The following is a 24,456-nucleotide window of genomic DNA, read 5'->3' as shown; positions in this document are numbered from 1 at the left end:
AAAACGCCCGGCTAGACAGCCCGCAGATAGGCCGCGACCTCTACACGGTTGCGGCCGTTTCGCTTTGCCTCATAAAGCGCTTTGTCGGCGGCGCGAAGCACATCATCGAAGCCGAGCCCTTTGGCAGTACCGGTCGCAATGCCGGCGCTGACGGTGCGGCGAAAGATTTGCCTTCGATGCTGATCGCCCGTGCCGCAAAGGCATCACGCACCCGCTCTGCGACCTGCTCCGCGCGACCCGGCAGCGCGTTGTCGAGAACAAGCGCAAATTCCTCGCCTCCCAGACGCGCCACCGTGTCGGAAGGCCGCAAACCGAAGGCGAGTTCCTGGCCGAAAAGCTTGAGCACGAGATCGCCGGCGGCATGGCCGTGCTGATCGTTGATCGCCTTGAAACGGTCGATGTCGAAGATGATGACGGCCATCGAAGGGCCGAAGGACCGGCGGCCGTAAAGATCGAACAGCGCGCGGCGATTAAGCAGCCCGGTCAGGGCGTCGGTGATCGCCTCCTGACGATGAAACGCGGCTTGGCGCCACTGGTGCAAAGCAAGGGACAGTGCCCCGATCCCGGTCATTCCGGCGATGCAGACGGCGAGGCTGACATCCTCCGCCCAGTTGTCCGGCGCATGACCGAGTACGAGTTTGCCATCGGCGATCAGCACGGCCGCGCATAAGGCAAAGGAAATGGCCGTCAGCGTGTAAAGCGCCGTAATGCCATAGAGCGGCGTCGGTGCCTCGCGCCGGCTGAGCCAATATTCGCGCGCCGTCAGAAGCAGGAGCACGCAGATGACAAGGTTATCGGCGATGAAAGCCAGCCCGTCGTAGCCGGCAAGCATCGGTCCGATCGATGCTGACATGCCCGGCAAGCAGCCGAGGGCAAAGCGGATCCTGGAGAGGCGACCCGTGCGAAACTGATAACCGGCCACCCAGATCGTCGCGAAGCCAAGGAAAAATAAGACGAACGTCAAAATGGCAAAAATCGGCTTGGGATGGTCGACATAGGCGCCGTAGACGAAGATGCCGCCGACGATAGGCACAAGACCGGCAGAACACGTCAGCAGGAAGGTATCGGGCCGGCGCGAAAACCAGCTTCCGACCAACGTGACCGCAAGGCATGATGCGGAAACACCGAGGGCGAGAAGCAGGGAGTTGTAATCGACCAGCATCATGCTCTTTCTACGGTTTGATTTCTACCGCAAGGTGTCTCCGGGCACACTAGGTCCTTAGGGGTATCGAATTAGTTACGGCAAATAATAAAGAAAATATATATCAACAAAATATACGTTTCATATTGCGGCAAACACCCATGGGTTGCCGCAATATGGTTTTTGTATTTGGCTTTACTTATGTATGATTCCGCTAAATCTCGACGTCCCAATGCAAGGCGAACATGGGATCGAAAACAGTGACCGGGCCGGCGCCGGTCTCGATCTTGGCAGGGAAAGTCACAGCCTCAGCCCGGCGTACCAGGGTGATGCTATCCTCGTTGACAGGCAGGCCATACCAGGCCGGGCCGTTCAGCGACGCAAAAGCCTCAAGCCTGTCCAATGCGCCTTCCTGCTCGAAGACATGGGCAAGGCAGCTCATGGTGTTGATCGACGTATAGATGCCGGCGCAGCCGCAGGCGCATTCCTTCAGCGGATCGACATGCGGAGCCGAATCCGTGCCGAGGAAGAACCTGGCGTCGCCGCTGGTTGCGGCCGCACGCAAGGCCAGACGATGGTTTTCGCGCTTGGCGACCGGAAGGCAGTAATAATGCGGGCGAATGCCGCCGACGAGGATGGAATTGCGGTTGATGATCAGGTGATGCGTCGTGATGGAGCCGGCGAGATTGGCCTTTGCCGACTTGATGTAGTCTACGCCGTCCGCGGTGGTCACATGCTCCATCGTGACTTTCAGTTCAGGCAGGCGTTGGCGCAACGGATCAAGTACGGTTTCGATGAACACGGCCTCGCGATCGAAAATATCGACTTCCGGCGTCGTGACCTCGCCATGAACGCAGAGCGGCAGGCCGATCTTCGCCATGCGCTCCAGCACCGGCATTGCCTTGTTCAGATCGCGCACGCCGCCATGTGAGTTGGTTGTCGCACCCGCCGGATAGAGTTTGACAGCGGTGATGAGGCCGCTCTTCTTGCCTTCTTCGACGTCGTCAGGATTGGTGTGTTCGGTGAGATAAAGCGTCATCAGCGGCAGGAAGCGATCACCCGCCGGCAGCGCTTTCAGGATGCGCTCGCGATAGGCGGTCGCATCCGCCGTTGTTACCACAGGCGGCACGAGATTGGGCATGATGATGGCGCGGGCGAAATGCCTGGAGGTATCGGCTATCACGCCTTCCAGCATGGCTCCGTCCCGCAAATGCAGATGCCAGTCGTCAGGACGGCGGATGGTGAGCTTTTGCATGGGCGCGACCTCTGGAAATGTGAGCGCGATCCTACCCGAAAGCTGCTTCAGCCTTTTCGAGATCGCACTTTCTGCTATCGCGCTTCGATAGCACCATCCGCCCTCGCAAAACAATCCGCGACGGCGGTTAAATGATGGGCGAGGTCAATCCTGCACGATATCTATGGTGACGTCCGCACGGCGCCGGTTCTCCAGAATCAGCCGGCCGTTCGGCAGATCGTTGCCGTAAACCTTGGCCCGGGCGGCTTCTTCATCGAGATCGTAGCCCCTCCAGCGCGCCCAAAGTCGCTCTTCCAGCACTTCCATCGGCGGCGCGAGCATGATCGAATAGTCGAACATGCCTTCCAGCTCCGCCCATTTGCCCTGGTTGAACAGCAGATAATTGCCCTCGATGACGATGAAGCGATGATCTGCCGAGACGATGCGGGCCGAGGCGATGGCAATCTCCCGCGAACGGTCGAAGACCGGCACCAGGACCTCCTGGTCGGCGGCGCGCACGGCCCTGACGATATCGAGGAAGGCGCGCACATCGAAACTGTCAGGCACGCCCTTCCGTTTCAGAAGTCCCTTCTCGATGAGGACGGCGTTATCCATGTGGAAGCCGTCCATGGGCAGGACTTCGGCGCTTTCGCCCCTCGCCTTCAACGCCTTGGCGACATTATCGGCCAGGGTGGATTTGCCGGCACCGGGCGGGCCGGCAATCGCGACCAGGAAGCGTTTCGTGTTGCCGGCGCGCGCGATGATCTCGCCGGCAACATCGTCAAGAGAAGCACTCATGCAGCGACGTTCTCGACCGGCGGAGCCTTGGCGCCGGTCATGAAGGCAACCGCGTCGGACATGGTGTATTCCTTCGGATTGATGACGGTCAGGCGTCGTCCAAGGCGGTGGATATGGATACGGTCCGCAACCTCGAAGACGTGCGGCATATTGTGGGAGATCAGAACGATCGGCAAGCCGCGCGCACGCACGTCGAGGATGAGTTCAAGGACCTTGCGGCTTTCCTTGACGCCTAGGGCTGCCGTCGGCTCGTCCATGATGACGACCTTGGAACCGAAGGCGGCGGCGCGTGCCACGGCAACGCCCTGGCGCTGACCGCCGGAGAGCGTTTCCACCGCCTGGTTGATGTTCTGGATCGTCATCAAGCCGAGTTCGCTGAGCTTGTCGCGGGCGCGCTTTTCCATGGCCGGCCGATCGAGCATGCGGAAGACGGAACCGAGGAAACCGGGCTTGCGGATCTCGCGACCGAGAAACATGTTGTCGGCGATTGAGAGCGCCGGCGACAGCGCCAGGTTCTGGTAGACCGTTTCGATGCCGGCATCGCGCGCTTCCATCGGCGACCTGAAATGAACAGGTTTGCCTTCCAGCTTGATCTCGCCTTCATCGGGTGTCACCGCGCCGGAAATCGCCTTGATCAGCGAGGATTTTCCGGCGCCGTTGTCGCCGATGACCGCAAGGATTTCGCCGGGATAGAGATCGAAATCGGCGTTGTCGAGCGCGGTGACGCGTCCATAGCGCTTGACGAGACCGCGGGCAGTGAGGATGGGTTCGACGGTCGTGGTCATGCCGATACCTTTCTGATCCATTGATCGATCGCGACGGCGCCGATGATGAGCACGCCGGTCAGAAGCACCTTCCACTGCGGATCGGCGCCGAGCATGTTGAGGCCCATGGAAACGACGCCGACGATCATGGCGCCAAAGAGCGTGCCGAGGATCGAGCCGCGGCCGCCGAAGAGCGAGATGCCGCCAATCACGGTTGCGGTAATCGCCTGAAGGTTGAAGTCCGTCACGGCCGAAGACGGTGAGACAGAGCCGTTGCGGCCGATCGAAACCCAGGCAGCAAAGGCCGCGATCAGTCCCGAAACGCCATAGACGGCAAGCAGTACCTTCTTGGTCTGGATGCCCGACAATTTCGCCGCTTCCGGATCATCGCCGACGGCATAGACATGCCGGCCCCAGGCGGTATGATTGAGAATATACCATAGGCCCAGCACCAGCAGCACCATGGCGATGACGCCGAGGGTCAGCACCGCACCGCCAAGCCGGAAGCTGATCGCGAAGAGATGCAGGAGCGGCGCCTTTTCATCGACATCGGTATCGCGGATGGTTTCATTGGCGGAATAGATGAAGTTCGTCGCCATGACGATGTTCCACGTGCCGAGCGTCACGATGAACGGCGGCAGCTTCATGTTGGCGACGAGGAAACCGTTGAGCAGCCCACAGAGGCCGCCAGCGGCCATGCCGGCGATGATGGCGACCGGCGCCGGCAGACCGTAAGTGACGGCGACGTTGCCCATGACGACGGAGGAAATGACCATGATCACGCCGATCGAAAGATCGATGCCGGCGGTCAGGATGACCAGCGTCTGGGCAGCACCGAGAATGCCGACGATCGCGATCTGCTGCAGGATCAGTGTCAGCGTATAGGCGGAAAAGAACCGCCCTCCGATCGCGATACCGAAGATCACGATCGCCATTACCAATACGATCAACGGCACGGCGGCCGGCGTCGAATGCAGAAAGTGCTGCACGCGCTTGAGAAAAGAGACATCGTGCTGCTCGAACGACGCGACGTTCTTGTCGCTGCCGTCGAGAACACGTTCGAATTCCTGTGCTCCGGACATAATTATTCCTCCGCCACCGCGCTCATGCGCGGAAACCGCCGGCTGTTAAGGGGTCCGCCGAGGGGATGAACCCCGGCCGACGTGACTGTTGCGATGGTCTGTTCCCTTATAAGGAGAGCCGCGCCAGCAGGCGCATAACGCGGCTCCCGAAGGGATTATATCACATTTCGTAAGGGGCTTAGCCCCAGCACTTTGCCGTGCCTTCCTTGGTGTCGATCGACTTCAGGCCGGAAACCGGCTTGTCGGTGACCAGGGAGACGCCGGTGTCGAAGAAGGACTTGCCTTCGGTCGGCTTCGGCTTCTCGCCGCTATCAGCGAACTTCTTGATCGCCTCGACGCCCAGGGCTGCCATCATCAACGGATACTGCTGCGACGTAGCGCCGATCACGCCTTCCTTGACGGATTTGACGCCCGGGCAACCGCCGTCAACCGACACGATCAGAACCTGCTTTTCCAAGCCGACGGCCTTCAGGGCCTGATAGGCGCCGACAGCGGCCGGTTCGTTGATCGTGTGGATGACGTTGATGCTGGAATCCTTCTGCAGGAGGTTTTCCATGGCCTTGCGGCCACCTTCCTCGTTGCCGTTGGTGACATCATGGCCGACGATGCGCGGATCGGTTTCGTCGCCGATCTTGTTCGGATCCTTCGGGTCGATGCCGAAGCCGATCATGAAGCCCTGGTCGCGCAGGACGTCGACGGAAGGCTGCGACGGCGTCAGGTCGAGGAAGCCGATCTTGGCATCCTTGGCCTTGTCGCCCAGCGTCTTGTTGGCCCATTCGCCGATCAGCTTGCCGGCAAGAAGGTTGTCGGTGGCGAAGGTCGCGTCGGCGGCGTCAGCCGGTTCCAGAGGCGTGTCGAGCGCGATGACCAGCAGGCCGGCATCGCGTGCCTTCTTGACGGAGGAAACAATGCCCTTCGTGTCGGAAGCGGTGATCAGAATACCCTTGGCGCCGCTGGCGATGCAGCTTTCGATCGCGGCAACCTGGCTTTCGCTGTCGCCGTCGATCTTGCCGGCATAGGACTTCAGCGTGACGCCGAGTTCCTTGGCCTTGGCGGTGGCACCTTCCTTCATCTTGACGAAGAAGGGATTGGTATCGGTCTTGGTGATGAGGCAGGCGGATACGCCGGCGGCCTTGGCCGGAGCGGCAAATGCAACGCCGAGCGCCAGGGCGGCAACGGCTGCGGAAATAATGGATTTCTTCATTCAATCCTCCCGATGTTTGAAAAGCCGGACCCTCCGGCTGTCGCGGGTTCGCTTCGAACCCGGTTAAAGATGCGTCAAGCCTGTGGGATTGTTTTCGGTGGACCTCCTCCAAGGCTATGCGCGCATCCTCGACGGTCAATATCAGACCCTAAAGAAATCCGCCTGTCAATAAATAAATCGGATTGAATTATTAATTCGATGTGGCATTCTGGAAAAAAATAGGGCATGGCCATGATGGAAGGAGCAGGCCCATGTCTCTCGTGCATGACCCGGAGGACACACCGACAACACCGGCGATTCTCGACCCCTCCGGGGGCGCGAACCAGCTTGGCGTGCGCGCCCACAACGAACGGCTTGTGCTTTCGCTCGTGCGCCGTCACGGCGCGCTTTCGAAGGCCGATATTGCGCGGCGAAGCGGGCTTTCGGCACAGACGGTGTCCGTCATCATGCGGGAGCTGGAAAAGGACGGGTTGCTGTCCCGCGATGCGCCGGTCCGCGGGCGCGTCGGTCAGCCTTCCACCCCAATGCGGCTCAATCCGGACGCCGTACTCTCCTTTGGCGTCAAGATCGGCCGACGCAGCGCCGATCTCGTGCTGATGGATTTCGTCGGCGGCATCCGGATGCAGCTCCATCAGATCTACCCCTACCCGCTGCCGCAGGACATCATCACCTTCGTCGCGGCCGGCATCAAGGAACTGGAAGGGCGCCTCAGCGAAGAGCAGCGCCGCAAGATCGCGGGAATGGGCGTTGCCGCACCGTTCGAGCTCTGGAATTGGGCCGAGCAGGTGGGCGCGCCGCCGGGAGCGATGGATGCCTGGCGAGGCTTCGATCTACGAGCCGAAATTGCCTCGCGTGTGTCTTACCCGGTCTTTCTGCAAAACGACGCTACCAGCGCTTGCGGTGCCGAACTGGTCTTCGGGATCGGCCCGCATTATCCGGATTTCGTCTATTTCTTCATAGGCTCGTTCCTCGGCGGCGGCATCGTCCTGAATTCGTCCGTCTTCGTTGGCCGAACGGGTACCGCGGGCGCACTCGGCCCCCTGCCCGTGCGCGGCCGCAACGGCGAGAATCGCCAGCTTCTCGAGATCGCCTCGATCTTCGTGTTGGAAAATCTATTGCGGGATCATGGTTTCGACCCCCGCCCACTTTGGTATTCGGCGGATAATTGGATCGATTTCGGCGAGCCGCTGGAAATCTGGATCCAGGACACGGCCAAGGCACTGGCACAAGCGATCGTCGCCGCCGCCTCCGTTCTTGATTTCAGCGCCGCGGTCATCGATGGCGGCTTTCCCGGCTGGGTGCGAGAACGCGTGGTGCGCGCAACCATCAAGGCAGCGGCGGAACTGGATCTTCAGGGCGTCGTCATGCCCGAGATCATCGAGGGCGCCGTGGGGCCGCAGGCACGCGCCATCGGCGGCGCCAGCCTGCCGATCTTCGCGCGCTACCTCATCGACCAGAACGTTCTTTTCAAGGAGATAGAGCATGCTGAAGGGCATTGACCCGCTGTTGAGCCCGGAGCTTCTGGCGACGCTACGCGCCATGGGCCATGGCGACGAGATCGCCCTCGTGGACGGCAATTATCCCGGTCTCGAACATGGACGCCGCCTCATCCGCCTCGACGGCCATGGCGTCGTTCGCGTGCTCGATGCCGTGCTGAGCGTGCTGCCGATCGACGATTTCGTGCCGCAGGCGATATTCCGGGCGACCGTCAAGCAGGACCGCGATGCCATCGACCCCGTCCATGCGGAGATGATCGAATGCTGCGCCCGGCATGTGCCCGAGATCAAGGTCGTGCCGTTACTGCCAGCGGAATTCTATGAACGGGTACAGCGTGCGCATGCGCTGATACAGACCAGCGAGCCGCGGCTCTATGGGAACATCATTTTGCGCAAGGGTGTGATTTATCCCAAGGGGTAGTGAGGACGGCTTGCCCCAAAGCCCCTCATCCGGCCTTCGGCCACCTTCTCCCCGCAAGCGGGGAGAAGGAGCTAGATGCGACCACAGCCTCCCATCCAGCCAATTGCTCAGACGAAAATGAGAGGGTTAGGGTGAGGGGCAAAACTCTCGAAGAGACAGGTGGGAACTGTTTGCTCGGCCACCCTCAAATATCTCCCGCCGAAGGCCCCCAGACATCCGTCATGGCAAAACCTTCCGCCATCGGGTCGAAGGGATCGAGTGCCACCTGGCTCAAGCCGAAGGTGAAGCCGCGGCCGGTAATCGTCGGGATGATAGCCGGCTTTCCGGCAACTTCGGTCTCTGCCTGCAGCCCCACTTCGAACTCCGAACCGATGATCGAGCGGGACTTGAAGATATCGCCGACCTTGGCCTTTCCGCGCGCGTGCAGCGTCGCCAGATTGGCCGAATTGCCGGTGCCGCAGGGCGAGCGGTCGGTGCGGCCGGGCCACATGGTCGTGCAGGTGCGGATGGCGCCATCGGCGTCGATATCGCGGAACATCACATAGGCAACGCCCGAGATGGCCGAGATTTCCGGATGAACTACGGTCATCGCACGGTTGATCGCTTCCTTGATGACCATGCCGGCATGGACGAGGGCGGCCGCATTGGCCTTTTCGATCTTCAAGCCGATCTGGCCGACATCGACGAGCGCGTAGAAGATGCCGCCATAGCAGAGATCGAGCTTGATCCTGCCCCATTGCTGCGTGTCGAGCCCGACATCCAGCTCATGCACGAAGGACGGCACCATGGTCAGCCGCACTTTTTCGCAGCGGCCGTCGCGGCAGGTCGCAGTGGCGCGCACGAGGCCGGCGGCGGTATCGAGCGTGACGACCGTTTCCGGCTCCTTCATCTCGACGATGCCGGATTCCAGCAGCGCCGTGGTCACACAGATGGAATTCGAGCCCGAACTCGCATGCGCCTGATCGGGCTGCAGAATGATGAAACCGGCATCGGCCTCAGAATGCTTGGCCGGCAGCAGCAGGTTCACCGATCCGATCGGCGCGCCGCGCGGCTCCAGCACGAGGAAACGGCGCAGCTCCTGGCCCTTTGGGTCCGTGTTCAGCCAATGGAGCTGCTCGGCAATGCTGTTGCCGGGGATCTTCGGCACGCCGCCGATGGCAACCTTGCCGATCTCACCCTCGCAGTGAACGTCCAGCAACTGGATCGTGCGCTTCCATCTCATCTCATCCACTCCAATCACACACCGCAGATCGTGCAGCCGTCGACACCGATATCGGGCCAACGAATTGGCCGGCGCCATCTGACTGCTTGCATCTCTGATATATCAGATGGCGAAACATGACTATCGCGTTTCGCAGCAACGATGAAGGCGGCCGCTCCGGATCGGATCATGATAGCATTATTGACGCAATGCTTCGCCGACATTGCTGCCGGTCGCCTCGACGCTATCGCCCAGAGATCCCACCGTATTGCCGGCCGATGCGCCGACGCGACGCCATTGCTCGCCGTAATTCGCCCGCGTCCGAGGATCGAAAATGGCAATCGGAGCGCTGACGGCAGCACCCGCCACGCTGCCGACCGTCTGGGCAGCACCCATGGCAACTGCTCCGACGGCATCGCCGATGCCGACATCGGAATCGGTGATCGTCTGGCCGGCAATCAACCGCGCACCGATCAGTTTCACCACTTCCGGGCTTTCGGCGAACTTGCCGTGATTGAGACCATCGCCGGTTTTGAGCTTCGTGAGATCGAGCACGGTAATCCCCTGCTTTTCCAGCTCACTGCGATAGGGCTCGGCTGTCGGGTCGATCTGACCGAGCCGGTCGATATTGCCAGAAATGCGACGTGAGAGTGAAAGCGCGCGATCGTCCCGTGAGACAAATAGCGTGAAATGCGGCTTGTCCTTGCCGAGTGCTGCGAACTGTCTTCCGAAGACATCGACGTCGAGATCGGGCGAGGCCAGGATGACATTCTTGATCTTCGGCGCAACGCGACCGTTGCGGATCGCCATCTGTCGCAGCGATTCGACTGCGAGCCAGCTGCCCATCGAATGCGCCATGACGGTGATATCGCCGACGGCCGGATCAGCGGCGACGCGGCGCAGCAATTCCTCGAGCGAGTCACGGGAATAGTTCGTGCTTTCCTTGTCATAGGCATAGTCGAAGATGCTGGCGCGCGACGGCCAGGTAAACACGATCGGTGCGACATCGGCATGCGAATCGTGAACGATCTGCGCAAAGCGGTAGACGGCATCCTCATAGCGGTTGTTGAACCCATGCACGAAGATCAGCACCCGTTTGTTTTTCGGCAATTCCGCATGCACCCAGGCTCGCCCATCCGCCTCCGTCGCCAAAGGCTTGACGGCGGTGGTGACGAAATTTTTCAGCGGATCGCCTGGCAAGCGGCTCGGCCACTGCACCTGGCCGACCTTGCGATTGGCCTCTGGCGGAATAGAGACGCTGACGGCATCCACCTTGAGCCCCGGCCCGCGCTCACCCGAAAACAGGATGGCCGGATCTTTGTCCGGCAGGCGTGTCGTCGCGACGAGGAGATCGACCTTGGACGTGCCAGGCACGTTTTCACTGATGGGCTGCATAACCCCGATAGGGCGGCCGCAAGCGGCGAGCGACAATGTCGCAACCACGGCCATAGTTCGGAGAAACAGCTTTCCCCACCGGCCCGAACCCGCCATGCGCTGCATCATGCAACCCTTCCTCAATGCCGTAACGTCGCGCCACTCTACGCATGCATGTCCACGGCGCAAGCTGCTCCCGCGGTTCTTTGGCTCATGACGCAATGCTAATTCGCGACAGCATTGCAAAGGCGCAACGCAATCGTCCAACACCGCTAACTGATGATCTGGCTGAAAATAAAAAAAGAGCCCGACGCGGGAGGAGGATGCATCGGGCTCTTGATCCGGATTGGCAACTGGGAGGAGGAGGAGTGTTGCCAATCATTGAAGGAGCGCTGGGAGGAGGAGTGCGCTGCCTTCGAGGGATTAGATATAACGCCTGCGACAGCATGAACAGATCGGCTTTCGCAATGCAGCAATGCATACAGCGCATTGCTTTCTTTGCAGATACCGGAAATATCGCATAATACGGGCATTTTAGGGCTTGCCAGCGCCTATTTTGCAGTCGTTATTGACCCAAATCCCAGGATTCACATGATCGTGATCGGCGTTTCTGCATGGGAAAGGGCCTTCGCCGACGCTTGTCCGGTCAGCAACCGCCCACCGGACAAACGAATTTCGACTTATACAGCCTTGAAGGCCTTTTTGCCTTCCGCGTCCAATGCTGCAAACTCCTCGTCGGAGAGGGCGATGTTCACGGCGGCGATGTTTTCCTCGAGATGCTTGACCTTGCCCGTTCCGGGGATCGGCAGCATCACAGGGCTGCGCTTCAGCACCCATGCAAGCGCGATCTGGCTCGGAGCGGCATCGTGCTTTTTCGCGATAGTATCGAGCAGCGAGCCTTCCTTGGCGAGATCACCGGCGGCAAGCGGAAACCACGGGATGAAGCCGATGCCGTGCTTTTCGCAATAGTCGAGTACATCTTCGCTGGTACGATCGACCAGATTGTAGCGGTTCTGCACCGTCACCACCTTGAAATGCTTCGAAGCCGCCTTGATGTCGGCAACCGAGACTTCGCTCAAGCCCGCATGACGGATGATGCCGTCGCTCTGCAGCGACTTCACGGCATCGAACTGCTCGGCCGCCGGCACCTTGGAATCGATGCGATGCAACTGCCAGAGATCGATGCGATCGACGCCGAGATTACGCAGGCTTTTGTGCGCCTGCTGGATCAGATATTCGGGGCGGCCCACCGGCACCCAGACATTCGGTCCGGTTCGGGTAAGACCACCCTTGGTCGCGACCACAAGACCATGGCCATAGGGATGGAGCGCTTCCTTGATAAGACGTTCGGAAACGTCCGGACCATAGGAATCGGCGGTATCGATGAAATTGATGCCAAGTTCCGGAAGGCGCCTCAGCGTGCGGACGGCTTCGTCACGGTCCTCTGGCTCACCCCATATACCGGCACCGGTAATGCGCATGGCACCGAAACCGAGACGATGAACGGGGAGATCACCGCCGATCTTGAACTGGCCGGACTTGGCTGCGTCGAGTTCTGACATGATTATAGTCCCTTTTGCTGATCTGAAATGTATCTGGCATGAGCGGCATCCGGGAGGGATGCCGAGATTTTAAGGGCAAATCTGGGTTTCGCGAGGGAGAATGCGGTCGCGACCCGGTACTAGATGGGTCTGCATCGCGGCATATGCAATGCGTCGAGGCCGATCAGGCGGCTTCGCCTGCTCTAATCTCGCGCCGTCATATGTGCCGCTGCGCCTGCTTCCCGAGATCGGCAAGCGCGGCCCAAAGCTCGTCGAACAGATTGCGGGCGAACTGCTCTACCGAGATATCCTGTGGAGATCGCATCCATCGCTCGCTGCCGATGCGCAGCATCGTTCCGACGGCGGCCGCAAGCATGCCAAAGCGGAGACGCTCCTCCTCGCCGCCGCTGCCACGGGCAGACAGCGCATCCGCGAGCTTCTTCTCCAGCTTGGCATATTTCAGTTGATCGCGAGCCTGAAGCGTCGGCGTATTGTGAATGAGGGCGGCCAGAGCAAGGCTTTGCGGATCTGCAACCGCCGTACGAAGGGCAGAATTGACAGCCGCCTCGATGACTTCGACGACCGAAGCATCCTCGGGCTGCGCGGCAACCGCACCGATCAGCTCGCGGGCAAAACCATCCTGCCAGGCAGCAACGACCTCTTCCTTACTGGGAAAGTAATCGAAGAAACTGCGCTTGGAAACATCGGCCGCTTCGGTGATGTCTTCAATCGTGGTAGCGTCAAAGCCGCGCTCGAGGAAAAGCTTCAGGGCGGCGGCTTGGATGCGTTCGCGGGTTTGACGGCGCTTGCGCTCGCGCCGGCCTTCCTTTACCGCGCTATCGACATCCGGCTTTTTTGCCATCCGCTACCCCCGGCACTCACTTCGGCCGCCCCAAATCGGCCTTGCCGGCATTCGCTCCTAGGCGCTGATTCCGGCTTTCCCTCCGGTGCTACGATATTTGGCGCCGATGATCGAGAGCTCCAGCGGATTTTGCCGCGATATCCTGTAAACGCAGGCCGGCGGAATGTTGCGCACTGTGCCGCCGATGCGCTTTGCAGTGAGACCAAGGCTTTCAAGGATAGCTTTCTGCACGGGACAGCGCGGGCCGTAGGTGAACTGATAGAAAGCCCCGCCCGGCTTCATCGTTTCAAAAGCGCCGCCAACAATGGCCGCGACCTTCGAGGGCGGCATGGAGAGTAGCGGCAGGCCGCTGATGACAGCGCCGAAAGGCGCGTCATCGAAAAGACCGCATTGGCCGAGCTTGGCGGCATCCATATGCACCACTCGCGCTTCGGGGAAGCGCCCCCGCAGGCGGACGGCAAACTCCTCGCCGAATTCGACGAGCGTCAGCGCGTTTTCGGGAATGCCTCGCGCCAGCAGCGCCCGGGTGAATACGCCGGTGCCTGGACCGAGCTCAAGGATCGGACCATCGACCGGCCCGATCTCCTGGGTCATCAGTCTTGCCAGCCGCTCGCCCGAGGGCGCGACGGCCGCAACGCGCATCGGATTGCTCACCCAGGAGCGGAAGAACTGCACAAAATCAGCGCATGAGGTCTTTGTCGTCATTCCGCAAATCCAATCTTCGGCCATAAGGCATGATGAGTGCCGAACAGCATGGCAATTCAAAGGCATGCCGGCCATCCGGCTGCTGAAAGTCCCTGATACGCAAGTGTTGTCGCGCATTTTTCGCTTCTATATTTTCATTCAATGTAAACTTGCATTTAGTATATGAATTACCAGATACAACGGGCAATGCCAAATCTCTTCACAGGAGCCCGCAATGCCAGACTGGACAGTGAAAGATATTCCGCCGCAGACAGATCGTATCGCAGTCGTTACCGGCGCCAACAGCGGTATCGGCTACGAGGCGGCGAAGGCTCTGGCAGGCGCCGGCGCCAAGGTCGTCATTGCCTCCCGGAACGAGGCTAGGGCCCAAGAGGCGATCGCCAAGATCCGTGCAGCAACACCGGGAGCAGACGTGACCTTCGAGGCACTCGATCTAACCAGCCTCAAATCCGTCGGCCGCGCGGCCCATCGCATTGCCGATACGGTGCCGCATATCGATCTACTTATTAACAATGCCGGCGTCATGGCCATTCCGGACCGGCACGAGACCGAAGATGGTTTCGAGATGCAGATGGGCGCCAATTATATCGGCCATTTCGCCTGGACGATGCGGCTGTTGCCGAAGGTTTCAGCGGCCGAAAATCCGCGCGTTGTCACGGTCAGCAGCCTGGCGCATCGCAGCGGCAGGATCAATTTCGACGATCTGCAGTGGCGCAAGCGCTATCGGCCCTGGCCCGCCTATTGCCAATCGAAGCTGGCAACGCTGCTCTTCAGCCTGGAGCTCGATCGCATTGCACGCGCTGAAGGCTGGAAGCTTAAGAGCATTGCCGCCCACCCGGGCTATGCCGTCACCGGACTTCAGACGACAGGACCTCGCATGGGCAGAGACCGGCCAAGCCTGTTTGAACTTACCATGAAGTGGATGGAGCCGCTTGCTTCGCAATCGGCAGCAGCCGGCGCCCTGCCGACGCTCTTCGCCGCTACCGCGCCGGAGGCGGAAGGCGGCGCCATGTATGGCCCGAACGGTTTCTATGAACTCAAAGGTCCGCCGGTGCGTGCCAAGATTGTCGCTCACGCCCATGATCGGGCGATCTGGCGACGGCTGTGGGACATTTCCGAGCAAATGACCGGTTGAAGGCACCCCTTCCCGCAACAGTCTGAAAGAAATCCCCCTCAGCGGAACGAAGAGGGATTTCGATCTGTTTCACATTACGGGCTGACGCACTGGCGCCGCGGACCGTTGGTCGGCTGATAGGTATTGTCCGATGCACGATAGGTCTTGTAGCGGCTTGCACACCAGCGGACATGCGCGCCGCCGCGCGGAGGCTGTGATACGGCCCCGCCGATGATTGCTCCGGCTGTGAATGCAGCCATCGGATACCACCAGCCGTCATGACGCCGATAGCCAGGGCGATGATAGCGATAGCCGCGATGGCCGTGCCAGTAGCCGGGGCGATGATGCGGACGGTAGTGCGGACGATAATGGGGGCGATGCCGCCCGCGATAGTGCCTGTTGTGATGACGGTATTGAACTTCCGTCAGGCCGGGGGGCTGCTCACCCGTCTGCTGGATGGCCGGCTGGGTCAGCGGCTGGATTGGGGCGGCTGCCACCGGATCGAAAGATGTAACGGCAAGCAGGGCACTCAAGGTAGTTACTGTTACGGTTGTCAGAAATCGTTTCACAGCTCTTCTCCTCCCGTCGAGTCGTAATACTGATGAACAACGCGCAATGATTGAAAATCTTTCACAATATTATTGCTTGCGCAAGTACGTGCCACGCGATAGGCATATAGATAGGAAGCCTATCTATCTATCAGTGAGAGACGTAATGGGTAAAGCCGATCGCCGTCAGGGCCGCGAGGACGCCTACGCGCTGGCCGAGGCTTTGCGCCCTGCACTCCATCGACTCTATCGACAATTGCGGCGCGAGAGCGACGAGGCCGACCTGTCGCCGCTGCATGCCCTGCTGCTCGTCGCCATCATCCAACAGCCAGGCATCGGCGTTGCCGAACTAGCTCGGCTGGAGAGACTGAGAGGACCGACGATTTCAGGCCATGTGAAGGCGATGGAGCGGGATGGCCTCATTGCCCGTTCGGAACCGGACCCGAGCGACCGCCGCCGCAATGGCCTGGTGGCGACCGAGAAAGGTGAGGAAATCATCCGCAGCCTGAAACGACGGAGAACGGACTGGCTCGCCTCAGAACTCGCCAAACTGTCGCCACAGCAGCGCGACGCCATTCGCGCCGCCATCGAACCGCTCATGGAGATCGGGCAATGAATGCGACTCTTCCGGATAGTGCCACGCCATTGGCTTCGGCAGCAGACGTCCCGCCCGATCGCCGCGAGATCCGCGCCGTCATCCTCGGGTTGATGATCGTTCTCGGCCTCGGCGCCATTGACCAGAGCATCGTTGCGACGGCGCTGCCACGCATCGTCAGCGATCTCGGGGGCCTGACGCATCTCTCCTGGGTGGTCAGCGCCTATGTGCTCGCCTCGACCAGCACCATGCCGCTCTACGGCAAGCTCAGCGACCAGTACGGACGCAAGCCGATGATCTATGCGGCAATCCTCATCTTTCTTCTCGGCTCGGTGCTGAGCGGCATGGCGCAGACGCTGATGCAGCTCATCATCTTCCGAGCGATCCAGGGGATCGGCGCAGGCGGATTGCTGCCGCTGGCGCAGATCATCATCGGCGACATCGTGCCGCCGGCGAGACGCGGGCGCAATCAAGGCTCGATCGCGGCCGTCTTCGCCGTCTGCAGCGTCGTCGGCCCGATCGCCGGCGGGGTCATCACCGATCTCCTGTCATGGCACTGGATCTTCTACGTCAACCTGCCGATCGGCGCCGTTGCGCTCGTCATGATCGGCCGTGCACTCAAGCGCCCGCATCAGGCGCGCAGCCGCCGCATCGACTATCTCGGCGCGGCGCTGCTGACGAGCTGCACGACGAGCTTCCTGCTGGTGCTCGCGCTCGGCGGCAATGAATGGGCCTGGAACTCGCCCGAGATTTTCGGGCTTTCTGCGCTTGCACTCGTTCTCTTCGTCTTTTTCATCCTGCATATCCGGCGTGAGCCTGAGCCGGTGCTGCCGCCCGATCTCTTCCGCAACCGGCTCTTCGTCGTCGCCTGCATCGTGCTCGCCCTCACCTTCATGGGCATGCTGGGAGCAAGCCTCTTCTTTCCGCTGTTCTTCCAGATGGTCATGGGGGTCAGCGCCTCGCATTCCGGCCTGCTCACCGGCCCACTGATGATCGGCGTCGTGATCTCCTCCATGGTCAACGGGCGTGTGCTGCTACATCGCTTCGGGCGCTACAAGCCGGCTCAGCTCTGCGGCCTGAGCCTCGCAACCATCGCCTTTGCCGTGCTCGCCTGGGCTGCCGCCACCAGCCAGGGCTTCTGGATCATTGAGCCGACGGTCTTTGCGCTCGGCCTCGGCCTTGGCCTCGTCATGCCCACAATGACGATCGCGGTACAGAATGCCCTCCCCCCGGTCCATCGTGGCGTGGGGACGGCGACACTCGCCTTCTTCCGCTCGCTCGGCGGCCTCATCGGCGTCACCGGCTCGGGGGCCATTCTCGCCTATCGCGTTCAGAAAGCCGGCGGCGTCCTCCACGCGATGCATGGTTCCTCACTGACCGAAGCCGGCATGAAACAGTTCGCCACCGCCTCCCCCGAAGCGCATGACGCCGCGATAGCGCTCTATCGTCACGCTATCGCCATGACCTTCGCGACGGGCACGGCGATTGTAGCCCTGGCGCTGATCGTGCTGTTGTTCTTGCCGGAATTGCCGCTGGCGACGGATCACAGGCCGGGGGCCACGCAATGAAACTGAATCGGCGTGAAGAACAGTCAGAATGCGCATGCGCCGGACATCGAATATCTCGAAGACGCAGTACGTCCACACCTGATAGATATAAAACTCAAATCTTTATGAAGAAATGGCGCACCCGAAGAGATTCGAACTCCTGACCCCCAGATTCGTAGTCTGGTGCTCTATCCAGCTGAGCTACGGGTGCGTGGCCGAAACGGAAGAAACCGTTGGCGTGGGCGGTTCTCTAAAGCGTCCCTTGAGGGAATGCAAGTGGATTTCTGAAAAAGATCGCAATTTTCGTGCATAGCGACGTCAAATAACTGAAAACAATCAGTTTTCTTGCAGGCTTCTGCTGCGGTAATCATCAAGGGATACCGGGCGGTCGGGAATTTCGATGCGGAACTGCGTGCCGGCGGCCGGTTTTTCGACGAGCGCAATCGTGCCGCCATGGGCAAGGACGAGTTCCCGGGCGATCGCCAGGCCAAGGCCGGTGCCGCCCGAGCGGGCGGAACCGCGAAAGGCCGTAAACAGGTTCTCTCTTGCCTTTTGCGGCATGCCCGGCCCGGTATCGTCGACGGTGATGCTGACGACACTGCCGATTCGATGCGCCGAAACCGTGATTCGCCTGACGCTATCGGGTTCCGCCTCGCCGAAAGCGATCAGCGCCTGATAGGCATTTCGGCAGAGATTATGAATGACGCGGAAGAGCTGCTCGCTGTCGGCATCGACCTCCAGATCCGGGCTGAGCTGCACGATGAACTCGATGCCGCTGTCCGGATCGATCGCCAGGATATCACGCACCTCTTCAATGAGTTCGAATATGCGAATCTTGCGCCGGCGTGGGGCCGACTCGGAGGTCTGGCCAAAGGAGAGAACCTCGGTCGTGTAGCCGACGGCGCGATCGATGGTGCGCAACAGCTTCGGAGCAAAGCGCTTGACCATCGGGTCGTCGACATCGACCAGGCGATCCGACATCAGCTGCGCGGCCGAGAGGATATTGCGCATGTCGTGATTGATCTTCGACACGGCGAGGCCCAGCGCTGCCAGGTTCTTCTGCTGCTTCAGGGTCTTCTGCAGTTGCGACTGCATGGAGGCGAGATGGCGGCCGGCCACGGCAAGCTCGTCGCCCCCCCTGTCGGGAACAAGGATGCGGCCTGGATCCTCCGGATCGTCCGAATAGGCCTGCATGCTGTCCGTCAGGCGGCGGATGGGGCGGATCATCATGCGGTTGATCGCAAAGAAGATCAGCGTTGCGGTGAACAGCGAGATGAGGATGGAGACGAAGAAGACGCTGGTCGAATAGGCAAGCATCGCATTGCGCAGCCGGGTATCCTTCAGCACCACCTCGATGCCCGTATTGGCATCACCGCCAACCGGACCGAACACGCGGATGATGCGATTGCCGCCGAAGAGCAGCGTATCGAGCGCATCCTTGATGGCGGTGAGCTGGGACACGTCGCTGAGATCATACTTCTCATCGACGGCGGCCGGCATCTCGGCTGTAGCCAGCAGGCGCGACGTGCCGTCCTTGCGCAGAACGATGGCCCGTGTGCCCGTCGCCATCAGCGTCTCCTTTTGCAGAGCACGCGGCAGTTCAGCCGGCTGCAGACCGTCGATGACGATGGCAGCGGCAGCGGCGGTGTTCAGCCGATCCTGCAGCCACCGCAGCCGCATATTGGCGACCGACGGCACGAAAATCAGCACTTCCGCCATCGAAATGAAAACGACGGTGAGGATGAGGAGCTTGCCGGAGAGGCCGCCGAAAATACCTGTGGGACGACAAAGCTGGGACAGGCGGCCTTTCTCGACCTTGCCGTCCTTTACGGCATCCTTGTCCTGCCCACTGTCCATTTCAATTGTCCCGCTTCGCTTAAAAAGCGATCTGATGCGACCTGATCGAAACTAGATAATAGGCGATTGTGGAGCTTTTTCCAATCGGCTCGGGATTTTGACAGAAGGCGAAAGCCGGCAGCGACGCTCGGGCGCCGCAGCCGGCCTCATATCTGACGGATCAGAACTCTTCCCAGCCTGGCGCCGCTGCGGCCGGAGCAAGCGCCCCGCCGCCAAAGGCGGTCGCGACCCTGTCGATCATGCGGCGTGCCGGCGAAGCGGCCGGGCGATGCGTCTCGGCGCGTGCTGGAACGGGAGCGGAAACATTGGCTGCGTCCACCTTGAAGCGCGAGACAAGCTGGACAAGGCCATCCGCTTCGGCCGCCAGCCGATGGGTCGCGGCCGAAGTCTCCTCGACCATGGCGGCATTGCGCTGAGTGACCTCATCCATCTGATTGACGGCCTTGTTCACCTCCGACAGGCCCGTTGCCTGTTCGCGTGCCGCTGTCGCTATCGAGTGAATGTGATCGTTGATCTTCAGCACGCGGGCCTCGATGGACGACAGCGCCTCACCGGTTGCCTGCACGAGCTTGACGCCGACCTGCACCTCGCCGCCGGACTTGCCGATCAGCGCCTTGATATCCTTCGCCGCGGTGGCGGAGCGCTGAGCGAGCTCACGCACTTCCTGGGCAACGACGGCAAAGCCCTTGCCCGCATCGCCGGCGCGTGCGGCCTCTACGCCGGCATTGAGCGCCAATAGATTGGTCTGGAAGGCGATGTCGTCGATCACACCGATGATCTGGCTGATCTCGCGCGATGCCTGCTCGATGCGTCCCATGGCGTCGATCGCGTTGCGAACCACCGTGCCGGAGCGAGCCGCGTCGTCCTTGGCTTCGCTCACCATGACGCTCGCCTCGCGCGCCCGTTCCGTCGAATTCTGAACGACGGAGGTGATCTCGTCGAGCGCTGCCGAGGTCTCTTCCAGAGCAGCCGCCTGCTGTTCCGTGCGCTTGGAAAGGTCATCGCTGGCGTGACGGAGCTCGTTGGTATTGGAATTGATGGAACCGGTGGTGCCGCGCACTTCGCTCATGGTGCTTTTGAGCGTCTCGAATGTCGCGTTGACGTTCTGCTGCAGCTCGGCGAAGGCGCCCTGGAAATTGCCCTTCATCGCCTGGGTCAAGTCTCCCTCGGCCAAGCTCGCGATGACGCGGCGGACTTCGCCGATACCCGTGTCGACGCTCACAAGCAACTCGTTCACATTGCCGGCGAAACGATTGAGGTTGACGTCGCCATAGTCCTTCTCGATGCGGTGGCTGAAATCGCCGGCCGCGGCGGCAGAGACTGCGAGAGACATGCTCGACTGAAGCTCGTCGCTTTTTGCGCGCAAGGCCGCCTCCTCGGCATTCATGCGGCGCACGGCCTTGCCGTTTTCCTTGAAGACGTCGACGGCCGCCGCCATCTCGCCGATTTCGTCGTTGCGGCCGGCAAATGGCACCTCGATATCGAAATGACCATTGGCGACATTCTTTATCGCATCGGTCACCTTGCGGATCGGATGGCTCAGATGGACGGTTCCAATATAGGCGCCAAGGCCGACGCCCGCCGCAATACCGGCAGTCATGATTCCGAGGACGACCCACAGGACGCTGCTATGAAAGGCTGCGATCTCGGTCTCTGCCTTTGCAAGCTCGGCCTTGTCGGTCTGGACGATCGCATCGATCTCAGCCTGAAAAGCCTTGCGGTTGGCGCGGTTCGCCTCGTTGTTGCCCTGCTTGCCGGCGGCATCCGGGCCATCGGTCACGCCGAGCCTGGCCGTTTCCGTTCGAAAGACGCGAAACTCCTGGGCACGGGCCTGCAGCTTGGCGAATTCCGGCCGCTGCGTCTCCGGCACTAGGGGCGCCCAGCTTGCCAGCACCTTGTCGATTTCGTCGAGGTCGGCCATCAACCCATCGGCAAAGGGTTTGGAATCCTTCGCGGCAGTAGCGGCATAAATGCCGCGCGCTTCCATCACCACCGCGGTCACGTAACGATTCAGGCGCTCGCCCATGTAAGCGCGGCTCGCCGTCTGCTCGTAGCTCTGTAATTTCTGGTCATATTGATGCAACGCATAGAGCGCAGTGACGCCGATCATAAGCGCCGCCCCGGCCATGACAGATACAAGCAGATTGATTTTGCCGCGAATTTTCACAATACCCCTCCGGCGCAGATCCCATCCCCCATAAATCGATGGGTTTTACCGCACAAAGCTAGATATCGGCTAAAATCATTAATGTTATATTGAGTTATCTTTAATCCAAGCGCCCAACATTCTTCACTATACTATCCGTATTTTTTAGAATTTATGCAATTTATATTTAAGGTTGCACGCACTCCCGAGGAGCAGCAGCCAGACGGCAATCAGCCGCCACCGATCGCTCAAAATTGCCTGTCTTAAAGGAATCTGCACCCATATAATTGACTTCCGGAGGCTTGATCCGTATAAGCCCGCGCACGTCCGGTCATGGAGCCTGCATTTGCGGGCCAAGTCCGTTCGCCATAATCAACAACGCTCCTTGCTGTAAAGCAAAGCTCAAGAAGGGCCGCACTCCGCGGTGTTTAAATAAATGAAGCGTACCTACCAACCATCCAAGCTTGTCCGCAAGCGTCGCCACGGCTTCCGTGCGCGCATGGCCACCAAGGGCGGCCGTGCGGTTCTTTCCGCTCGCCGTAACCGCGGCCGCAAGCGTCTTTCGGCCTAAGGGCCGAAGTGCCCGATAATCCAGGATGGCGGGCAAATTGACGAATGAACGACCAAAAAAGACTGTCGGGCGGCTGAAAAGCCGGCCGCAGTTTCTTGCAGTCCGCGAAGGCGAGAAGCGCAGAGGCAGCTTCTTCCTCATCGAAATGCTGGACCGCAAGACCGCCGACGCCGAACCCCGCGTCGGTTTTACCGTTACCAAAAAACATGGCAACGCGGTGGAGCGCAACCGCATGCGGCGCAGGCTGAAAGAAGCCGTGCGGCTTCACGCCGGATTTGCAATGCAGCCCGGACACGACTATGTGGTTGTCGCGCGACGCGAGGTGCTGACCGCGCCTTTCGAAAAACTGGCGAGCGAACTCGTAAGCCGCATCGAAACCAGGCCGAAACACCGGCGGTCGGAAAAGGACCGCTCCAGGAAAGTATGATGGAAAACAACCGCAATTACTTCATTGCAATTGCACTGTCTGTGCTGATTGTTCTCGGCTGGCAGTTTTTCTATATGAACCCACGCCTCGAAGCGCAGCGTCAGGCCGAGCAGGCCGCCAAGCAGCACCAGCAGGCGCAGCAAGCCCAGACGACGCAGTCGCCCGCAACGGGTGCCGCCGTGAACGGTTCGCTGCCCGCAGGTGGTCAGACGGCGCCGACGGTTCTCACTCTCGAGCAGTCCGTCGCCAAGACGGCTTCGTCGCGCGTCACCATCGACACACCCGCGCTTGCCGGCTCCATCAATCTGGAAGGCGCCCGCTTCGACGACCTCCAGCTCAAGGCCTACCACGAGACCGTCAGCAAGAGCAGCCCGATCATCACGCTCTTCAGCCCGGCCGACACCAAGGACGGCTATTTCACAGAACTCGGCTATGTCGGCAGCGACGCGACGGGCGCAGTCCCCGGCCCCTCGACCATGTGGAAGCTTACCAGCGGCGACAAGCTAACCGACAAGACGCCGGTGACGCTCTCCTACACCAATGACAAGGGCATCACCTTCAGCCGCACGATCTCCGTCGACGATCGCTATATGTTCACGATCACAGACAAGATCGCCAACGCCAGCCAGGCTCCAGTTTCTCTGTCGAGCTACGGCCGCGTCACGCGCTACAACAAGCCTGAGACGCCTTCCGCCTACGTCCTGCATGAAGGTTTTATCGGCGTCATCGGCGATGACGGTTTGATCGAAACCAAATACGCCTCGACCGAAAAGGAAGCCACGACGCCCGCGAAGGCGACCGGCGGCTGGCTCGGCATGACGGATAAGTACTGGGCTGCGACCATCGTGCCGCCGCAGTCGACGGCCTATGACGCCCGCTTCTCGCATTTTACCGATGGCACTCCGCGCTATCAGGCCGATTACAAGCAGGATGCGGTCACCATCGCTCCCGGCCAGTCGCAGGATCTGAAGAACCTGGTCTTCGCCGGCGCCAAGGAAGTCCCGGTCATCGACCGCTATGAGACCAGCTACTCGATCCCGCGCTTCGACCGCCTGATCGACTGGGGCTGGTTCTATTTCATCACCAAGCCGATGTTCAAGCTGATGGATTTCTTCTTCCGCTACTTCGGCAATTTCGGCGTCGCCATCCTCTGCACCACCATCGTGGTCAAGGCGCTCTTCTTCCCGCTCGCCAGCCGGCAATATGCCTCCATGGCGAATATGAAGCGCGTGCAGCCTAAGATGGAGGAGCTGAAGGCCAAGTTCGGCGACGACCGCATGGCCCTGCAACAGGCGACCATGCAGCTTTACAAGGAAGAGAAGATCAACCCGATCGCGGGCTGCTGGCCGGTGCTTCTGCAGATCCCGATCTTCTTCTCGCTCTACAAGGTGATCTACATCACCATCGAGATGCGCCATGCGCCGTTCTTCGGCTGGATCCAGGATCTTTCGGCCCCGGATCCGACCTCGATCGTCAACCTCTTCGGCCTGCTGCCGTTTGCGGCTCCGACCTTTCTGCATCTCGGCGTCTGGCCGCTGATCATGGGTGTCACCATGTTCTTCCAGATGCGCATGAACCCGACGCCGCCGGACCCGACCCAGGCGATGATCTTCAACTGGATGCCGCTGGTATTCATGTTCATGCTGGCGAGCTTCCCGGCCGGTCTCGTGATCTACTGGGCCTGGAACAATACCCTCTCGGTCATCCAGCAGTCGATCATCATGAAGCGCCATGGCGTGAAGGTGGAGCTCTTCGACAATCTGAAGGGCCTCTTCAAACGAAAACCGGCGCCATCGAAATGACGACAAAAGCCCTGCTTCGGTGGGGC

21 protein-coding genes, 1 tRNA gene and 1 pseudogene are annotated in these 24,456 nt (G+C 60.5%); 8 read left to right on the top strand and 15 right to left on the bottom strand.

The window, feature by feature from the left end:
• Positions 1-11: 11 nt before the first annotated feature.
• The 6 genes and pseudogenes from ACK83U_RS00500 to ACK83U_RS00475 form a co-directional block, all read right to left on the bottom strand.
• Positions 12-1,162, bottom strand: a pseudogene (locus ACK83U_RS00500) (GGDEF domain-containing protein).
• 193 nt (positions 1,163-1,355) lie between these two features.
• A complete protein-coding gene (gene pyrC, locus ACK83U_RS00495; RefSeq protein WP_112609450.1) occupies positions 1,356-2,396 on the bottom strand; it encodes a dihydroorotase in 1,041 nt (346 codons plus the stop codon).
• Between the two features lie 144 nt (positions 2,397-2,540).
• A complete protein-coding gene (locus ACK83U_RS00490; protein WP_112609449.1) occupies positions 2,541-3,173 on the bottom strand; it encodes a nucleoside triphosphate hydrolase in 633 nt (210 codons plus the stop codon).
• Entirely contained in the window at positions 3,170-3,979 is an 810-nt protein-coding gene (locus ACK83U_RS00485; protein WP_181476231.1) for an ATP-binding cassette domain-containing protein, read from the bottom strand. The genes ACK83U_RS00490 and ACK83U_RS00485 overlap by 4 nt, the downstream gene beginning before the upstream one ends.
• Positions 3,955-5,019 carry an ABC transporter permease gene (locus ACK83U_RS00480; protein ID WP_015338686.1) on the bottom strand — a complete coding sequence of 355 codons (1,065 nt, stop codon included), beginning with the start codon at positions 5,017-5,019 and terminating at the stop codon, positions 3,955-3,957. The genes ACK83U_RS00485 and ACK83U_RS00480 overlap by 25 nt, the downstream gene beginning before the upstream one ends.
• Positions 5,020-5,197: 178 nt before the next feature.
• Positions 5,198-6,223, bottom strand: a complete 1,026-nt coding sequence (locus tag ACK83U_RS00475) for a sugar ABC transporter substrate-binding protein (RefSeq protein ID WP_112609448.1) — start codon at positions 6,221-6,223, stop codon at positions 5,198-5,200.
• Between the two features lie 251 nt (positions 6,224-6,474).
• On the opposite strand from ACK83U_RS00475, the gene ACK83U_RS00470 reads away from it, so the two are divergent.
• Positions 6,475-7,722: an ROK family transcriptional regulator gene (locus ACK83U_RS00470; RefSeq protein WP_112609447.1), complete on the top strand. Its 1,248-nt coding sequence runs from the start codon at positions 6,475-6,477 to the stop codon at positions 7,720-7,722.
• Positions 7,706-8,140 carry an RbsD/FucU family protein gene (locus tag ACK83U_RS00465; protein ID WP_112609446.1) on the top strand — a complete coding sequence of 145 codons (435 nt, stop codon included), beginning with the start codon at positions 7,706-7,708 and terminating at the stop codon, positions 8,138-8,140. The genes ACK83U_RS00470 and ACK83U_RS00465 overlap by 17 nt, the downstream gene beginning before the upstream one ends.
• 184 nt (positions 8,141-8,324) lie before the next feature.
• Here the strand turns inward: ACK83U_RS00465 and ACK83U_RS00460 are convergent, their stop codons facing one another.
• The 5 genes from ACK83U_RS00460 to ACK83U_RS00440 all read right to left on the bottom strand — a co-directional run bounded on the left by ACK83U_RS00460 (position 8,325) and on the right by ACK83U_RS00440 (position 13,823).
• Positions 8,325-9,362, bottom strand: coding sequence for a 4-hydroxyproline epimerase (locus tag ACK83U_RS00460; protein ID WP_112609445.1), 1,038 nt, complete (start codon positions 9,360-9,362; stop codon positions 8,325-8,327).
• 177 nt (positions 9,363-9,539) lie between these two features.
• Entirely contained in the window at positions 9,540-10,832 is a 1,293-nt protein-coding gene (locus ACK83U_RS00455) for an alpha/beta hydrolase (RefSeq protein ID WP_412474874.1), read from the bottom strand.
• 563 nt (positions 10,833-11,395) lie between these two features.
• A complete protein-coding gene (locus ACK83U_RS00450; RefSeq protein WP_112609443.1) occupies positions 11,396-12,277 on the bottom strand; it encodes an aldo/keto reductase in 882 nt (293 codons plus the stop codon).
• Positions 12,278-12,473: 196 nt separating this feature from the next.
• The gene (locus ACK83U_RS00445; protein WP_112609442.1) at positions 12,474-13,118 is read right to left on the bottom strand and encodes a TetR/AcrR family transcriptional regulator; all 645 of its coding nucleotides are present in this window, start codon (positions 13,116-13,118) and stop codon (positions 12,474-12,476) included.
• Positions 13,119-13,175: 57 nt separating this feature from the next.
• A complete protein-coding gene (locus ACK83U_RS00440) occupies positions 13,176-13,823 on the bottom strand; it encodes a methyltransferase domain-containing protein (protein WP_112609441.1) in 648 nt (215 codons plus the stop codon).
• Between the two features lie 214 nt (positions 13,824-14,037).
• Between ACK83U_RS00440 and ACK83U_RS00435 the strand changes: the two genes are divergently transcribed.
• Positions 14,038-14,958, top strand: a complete 921-nt coding sequence (locus ACK83U_RS00435) for an oxidoreductase (protein ID WP_112609440.1) — start codon at positions 14,038-14,040, stop codon at positions 14,956-14,958.
• Between the two features lie 74 nt (positions 14,959-15,032).
• On the opposite strand, the gene ACK83U_RS00430 is transcribed toward ACK83U_RS00435, so the two are convergent.
• Positions 15,033-15,365: a BA14K family protein gene (locus tag ACK83U_RS00430; RefSeq protein WP_246698926.1), complete on the bottom strand. Its 333-nt coding sequence runs from the start codon at positions 15,363-15,365 to the stop codon at positions 15,033-15,035.
• A gap of 286 nt (positions 15,366-15,651) precedes the next feature.
• Here ACK83U_RS00430 and ACK83U_RS00425 point away from each other — a divergent pair, with 286 nt between their 5' ends.
• The gene (locus tag ACK83U_RS00425; protein WP_112609438.1) at positions 15,652-16,101 is read left to right on the top strand and encodes a MarR family transcriptional regulator; all 450 of its coding nucleotides are present in this window, start codon (positions 15,652-15,654) and stop codon (positions 16,099-16,101) included.
• Entirely contained in the window at positions 16,098-17,648 is a 1,551-nt protein-coding gene (locus ACK83U_RS00420) for an MDR family MFS transporter (RefSeq protein ID WP_112609437.1), read from the top strand. The genes ACK83U_RS00425 and ACK83U_RS00420 overlap by 4 nt, the downstream gene beginning before the upstream one ends.
• Before the next feature lie 113 nt (positions 17,649-17,761).
• Here ACK83U_RS00420 and ACK83U_RS00415 read toward each other — a convergent pair.
• The 3 genes from ACK83U_RS00415 to ACK83U_RS00405 form a co-directional block, all read right to left on the bottom strand.
• Positions 17,762-17,838: transfer RNA gene (locus ACK83U_RS00415), tRNA-Arg, on the bottom strand.
• Between the two features lie 125 nt (positions 17,839-17,963).
• Positions 17,964-19,484 (bottom strand): sensor histidine kinase, encoded by a 1,521-nt coding sequence (locus tag ACK83U_RS00410; protein WP_112336637.1) that lies wholly within the window; start codon positions 19,482-19,484, stop codon positions 17,964-17,966.
• Between the two features lie 160 nt (positions 19,485-19,644).
• Positions 19,645-21,651, bottom strand: a complete 2,007-nt coding sequence (locus tag ACK83U_RS00405; protein WP_112609436.1) for a methyl-accepting chemotaxis protein — start codon at positions 21,649-21,651, stop codon at positions 19,645-19,647.
• Positions 21,652-22,066: 415 nt separating this feature from the next.
• Here ACK83U_RS00405 and rpmH point away from each other — a divergent pair, with 415 nt between their 5' ends.
• The 3 genes from rpmH to yidC are packed head-to-tail and all read left to right on the top strand — an operon-like array spanning position 22,067 to position 24,430.
• Positions 22,067-22,201: a 50S ribosomal protein L34 gene (gene rpmH / locus ACK83U_RS00400; protein ID WP_041677194.1), complete on the top strand. Its 135-nt coding sequence runs from the start codon at positions 22,067-22,069 to the stop codon at positions 22,199-22,201.
• Positions 22,202-22,226: 25 nt separating this feature from the next.
• Positions 22,227-22,628: a ribonuclease P protein component gene (gene rnpA / locus ACK83U_RS00395; RefSeq protein ID WP_015338668.1), complete on the top strand. Its 402-nt coding sequence runs from the start codon at positions 22,227-22,229 to the stop codon at positions 22,626-22,628.
• The gene (gene yidC, locus ACK83U_RS00390) at positions 22,628-24,430 is read left to right on the top strand and encodes a membrane protein insertase YidC (RefSeq protein ID WP_112609435.1); all 1,803 of its coding nucleotides are present in this window, start codon (positions 22,628-22,630) and stop codon (positions 24,428-24,430) included. The genes rnpA and yidC overlap by 1 nt, the downstream gene beginning before the upstream one ends.
• The last annotated feature ends 26 nt before the right edge of the window (positions 24,431-24,456 follow it).

This window comes from Rhizobium sp. WW22 (genome assembly GCF_047041135.1).
Classification (GTDB): Bacteria; Pseudomonadota; Alphaproteobacteria; order Rhizobiales; family Rhizobiaceae; genus Rhizobium.
Note: the sequence above shows the minus strand (reverse complement) of the source record. Positions and strands in the feature narration are given on the sequence as shown.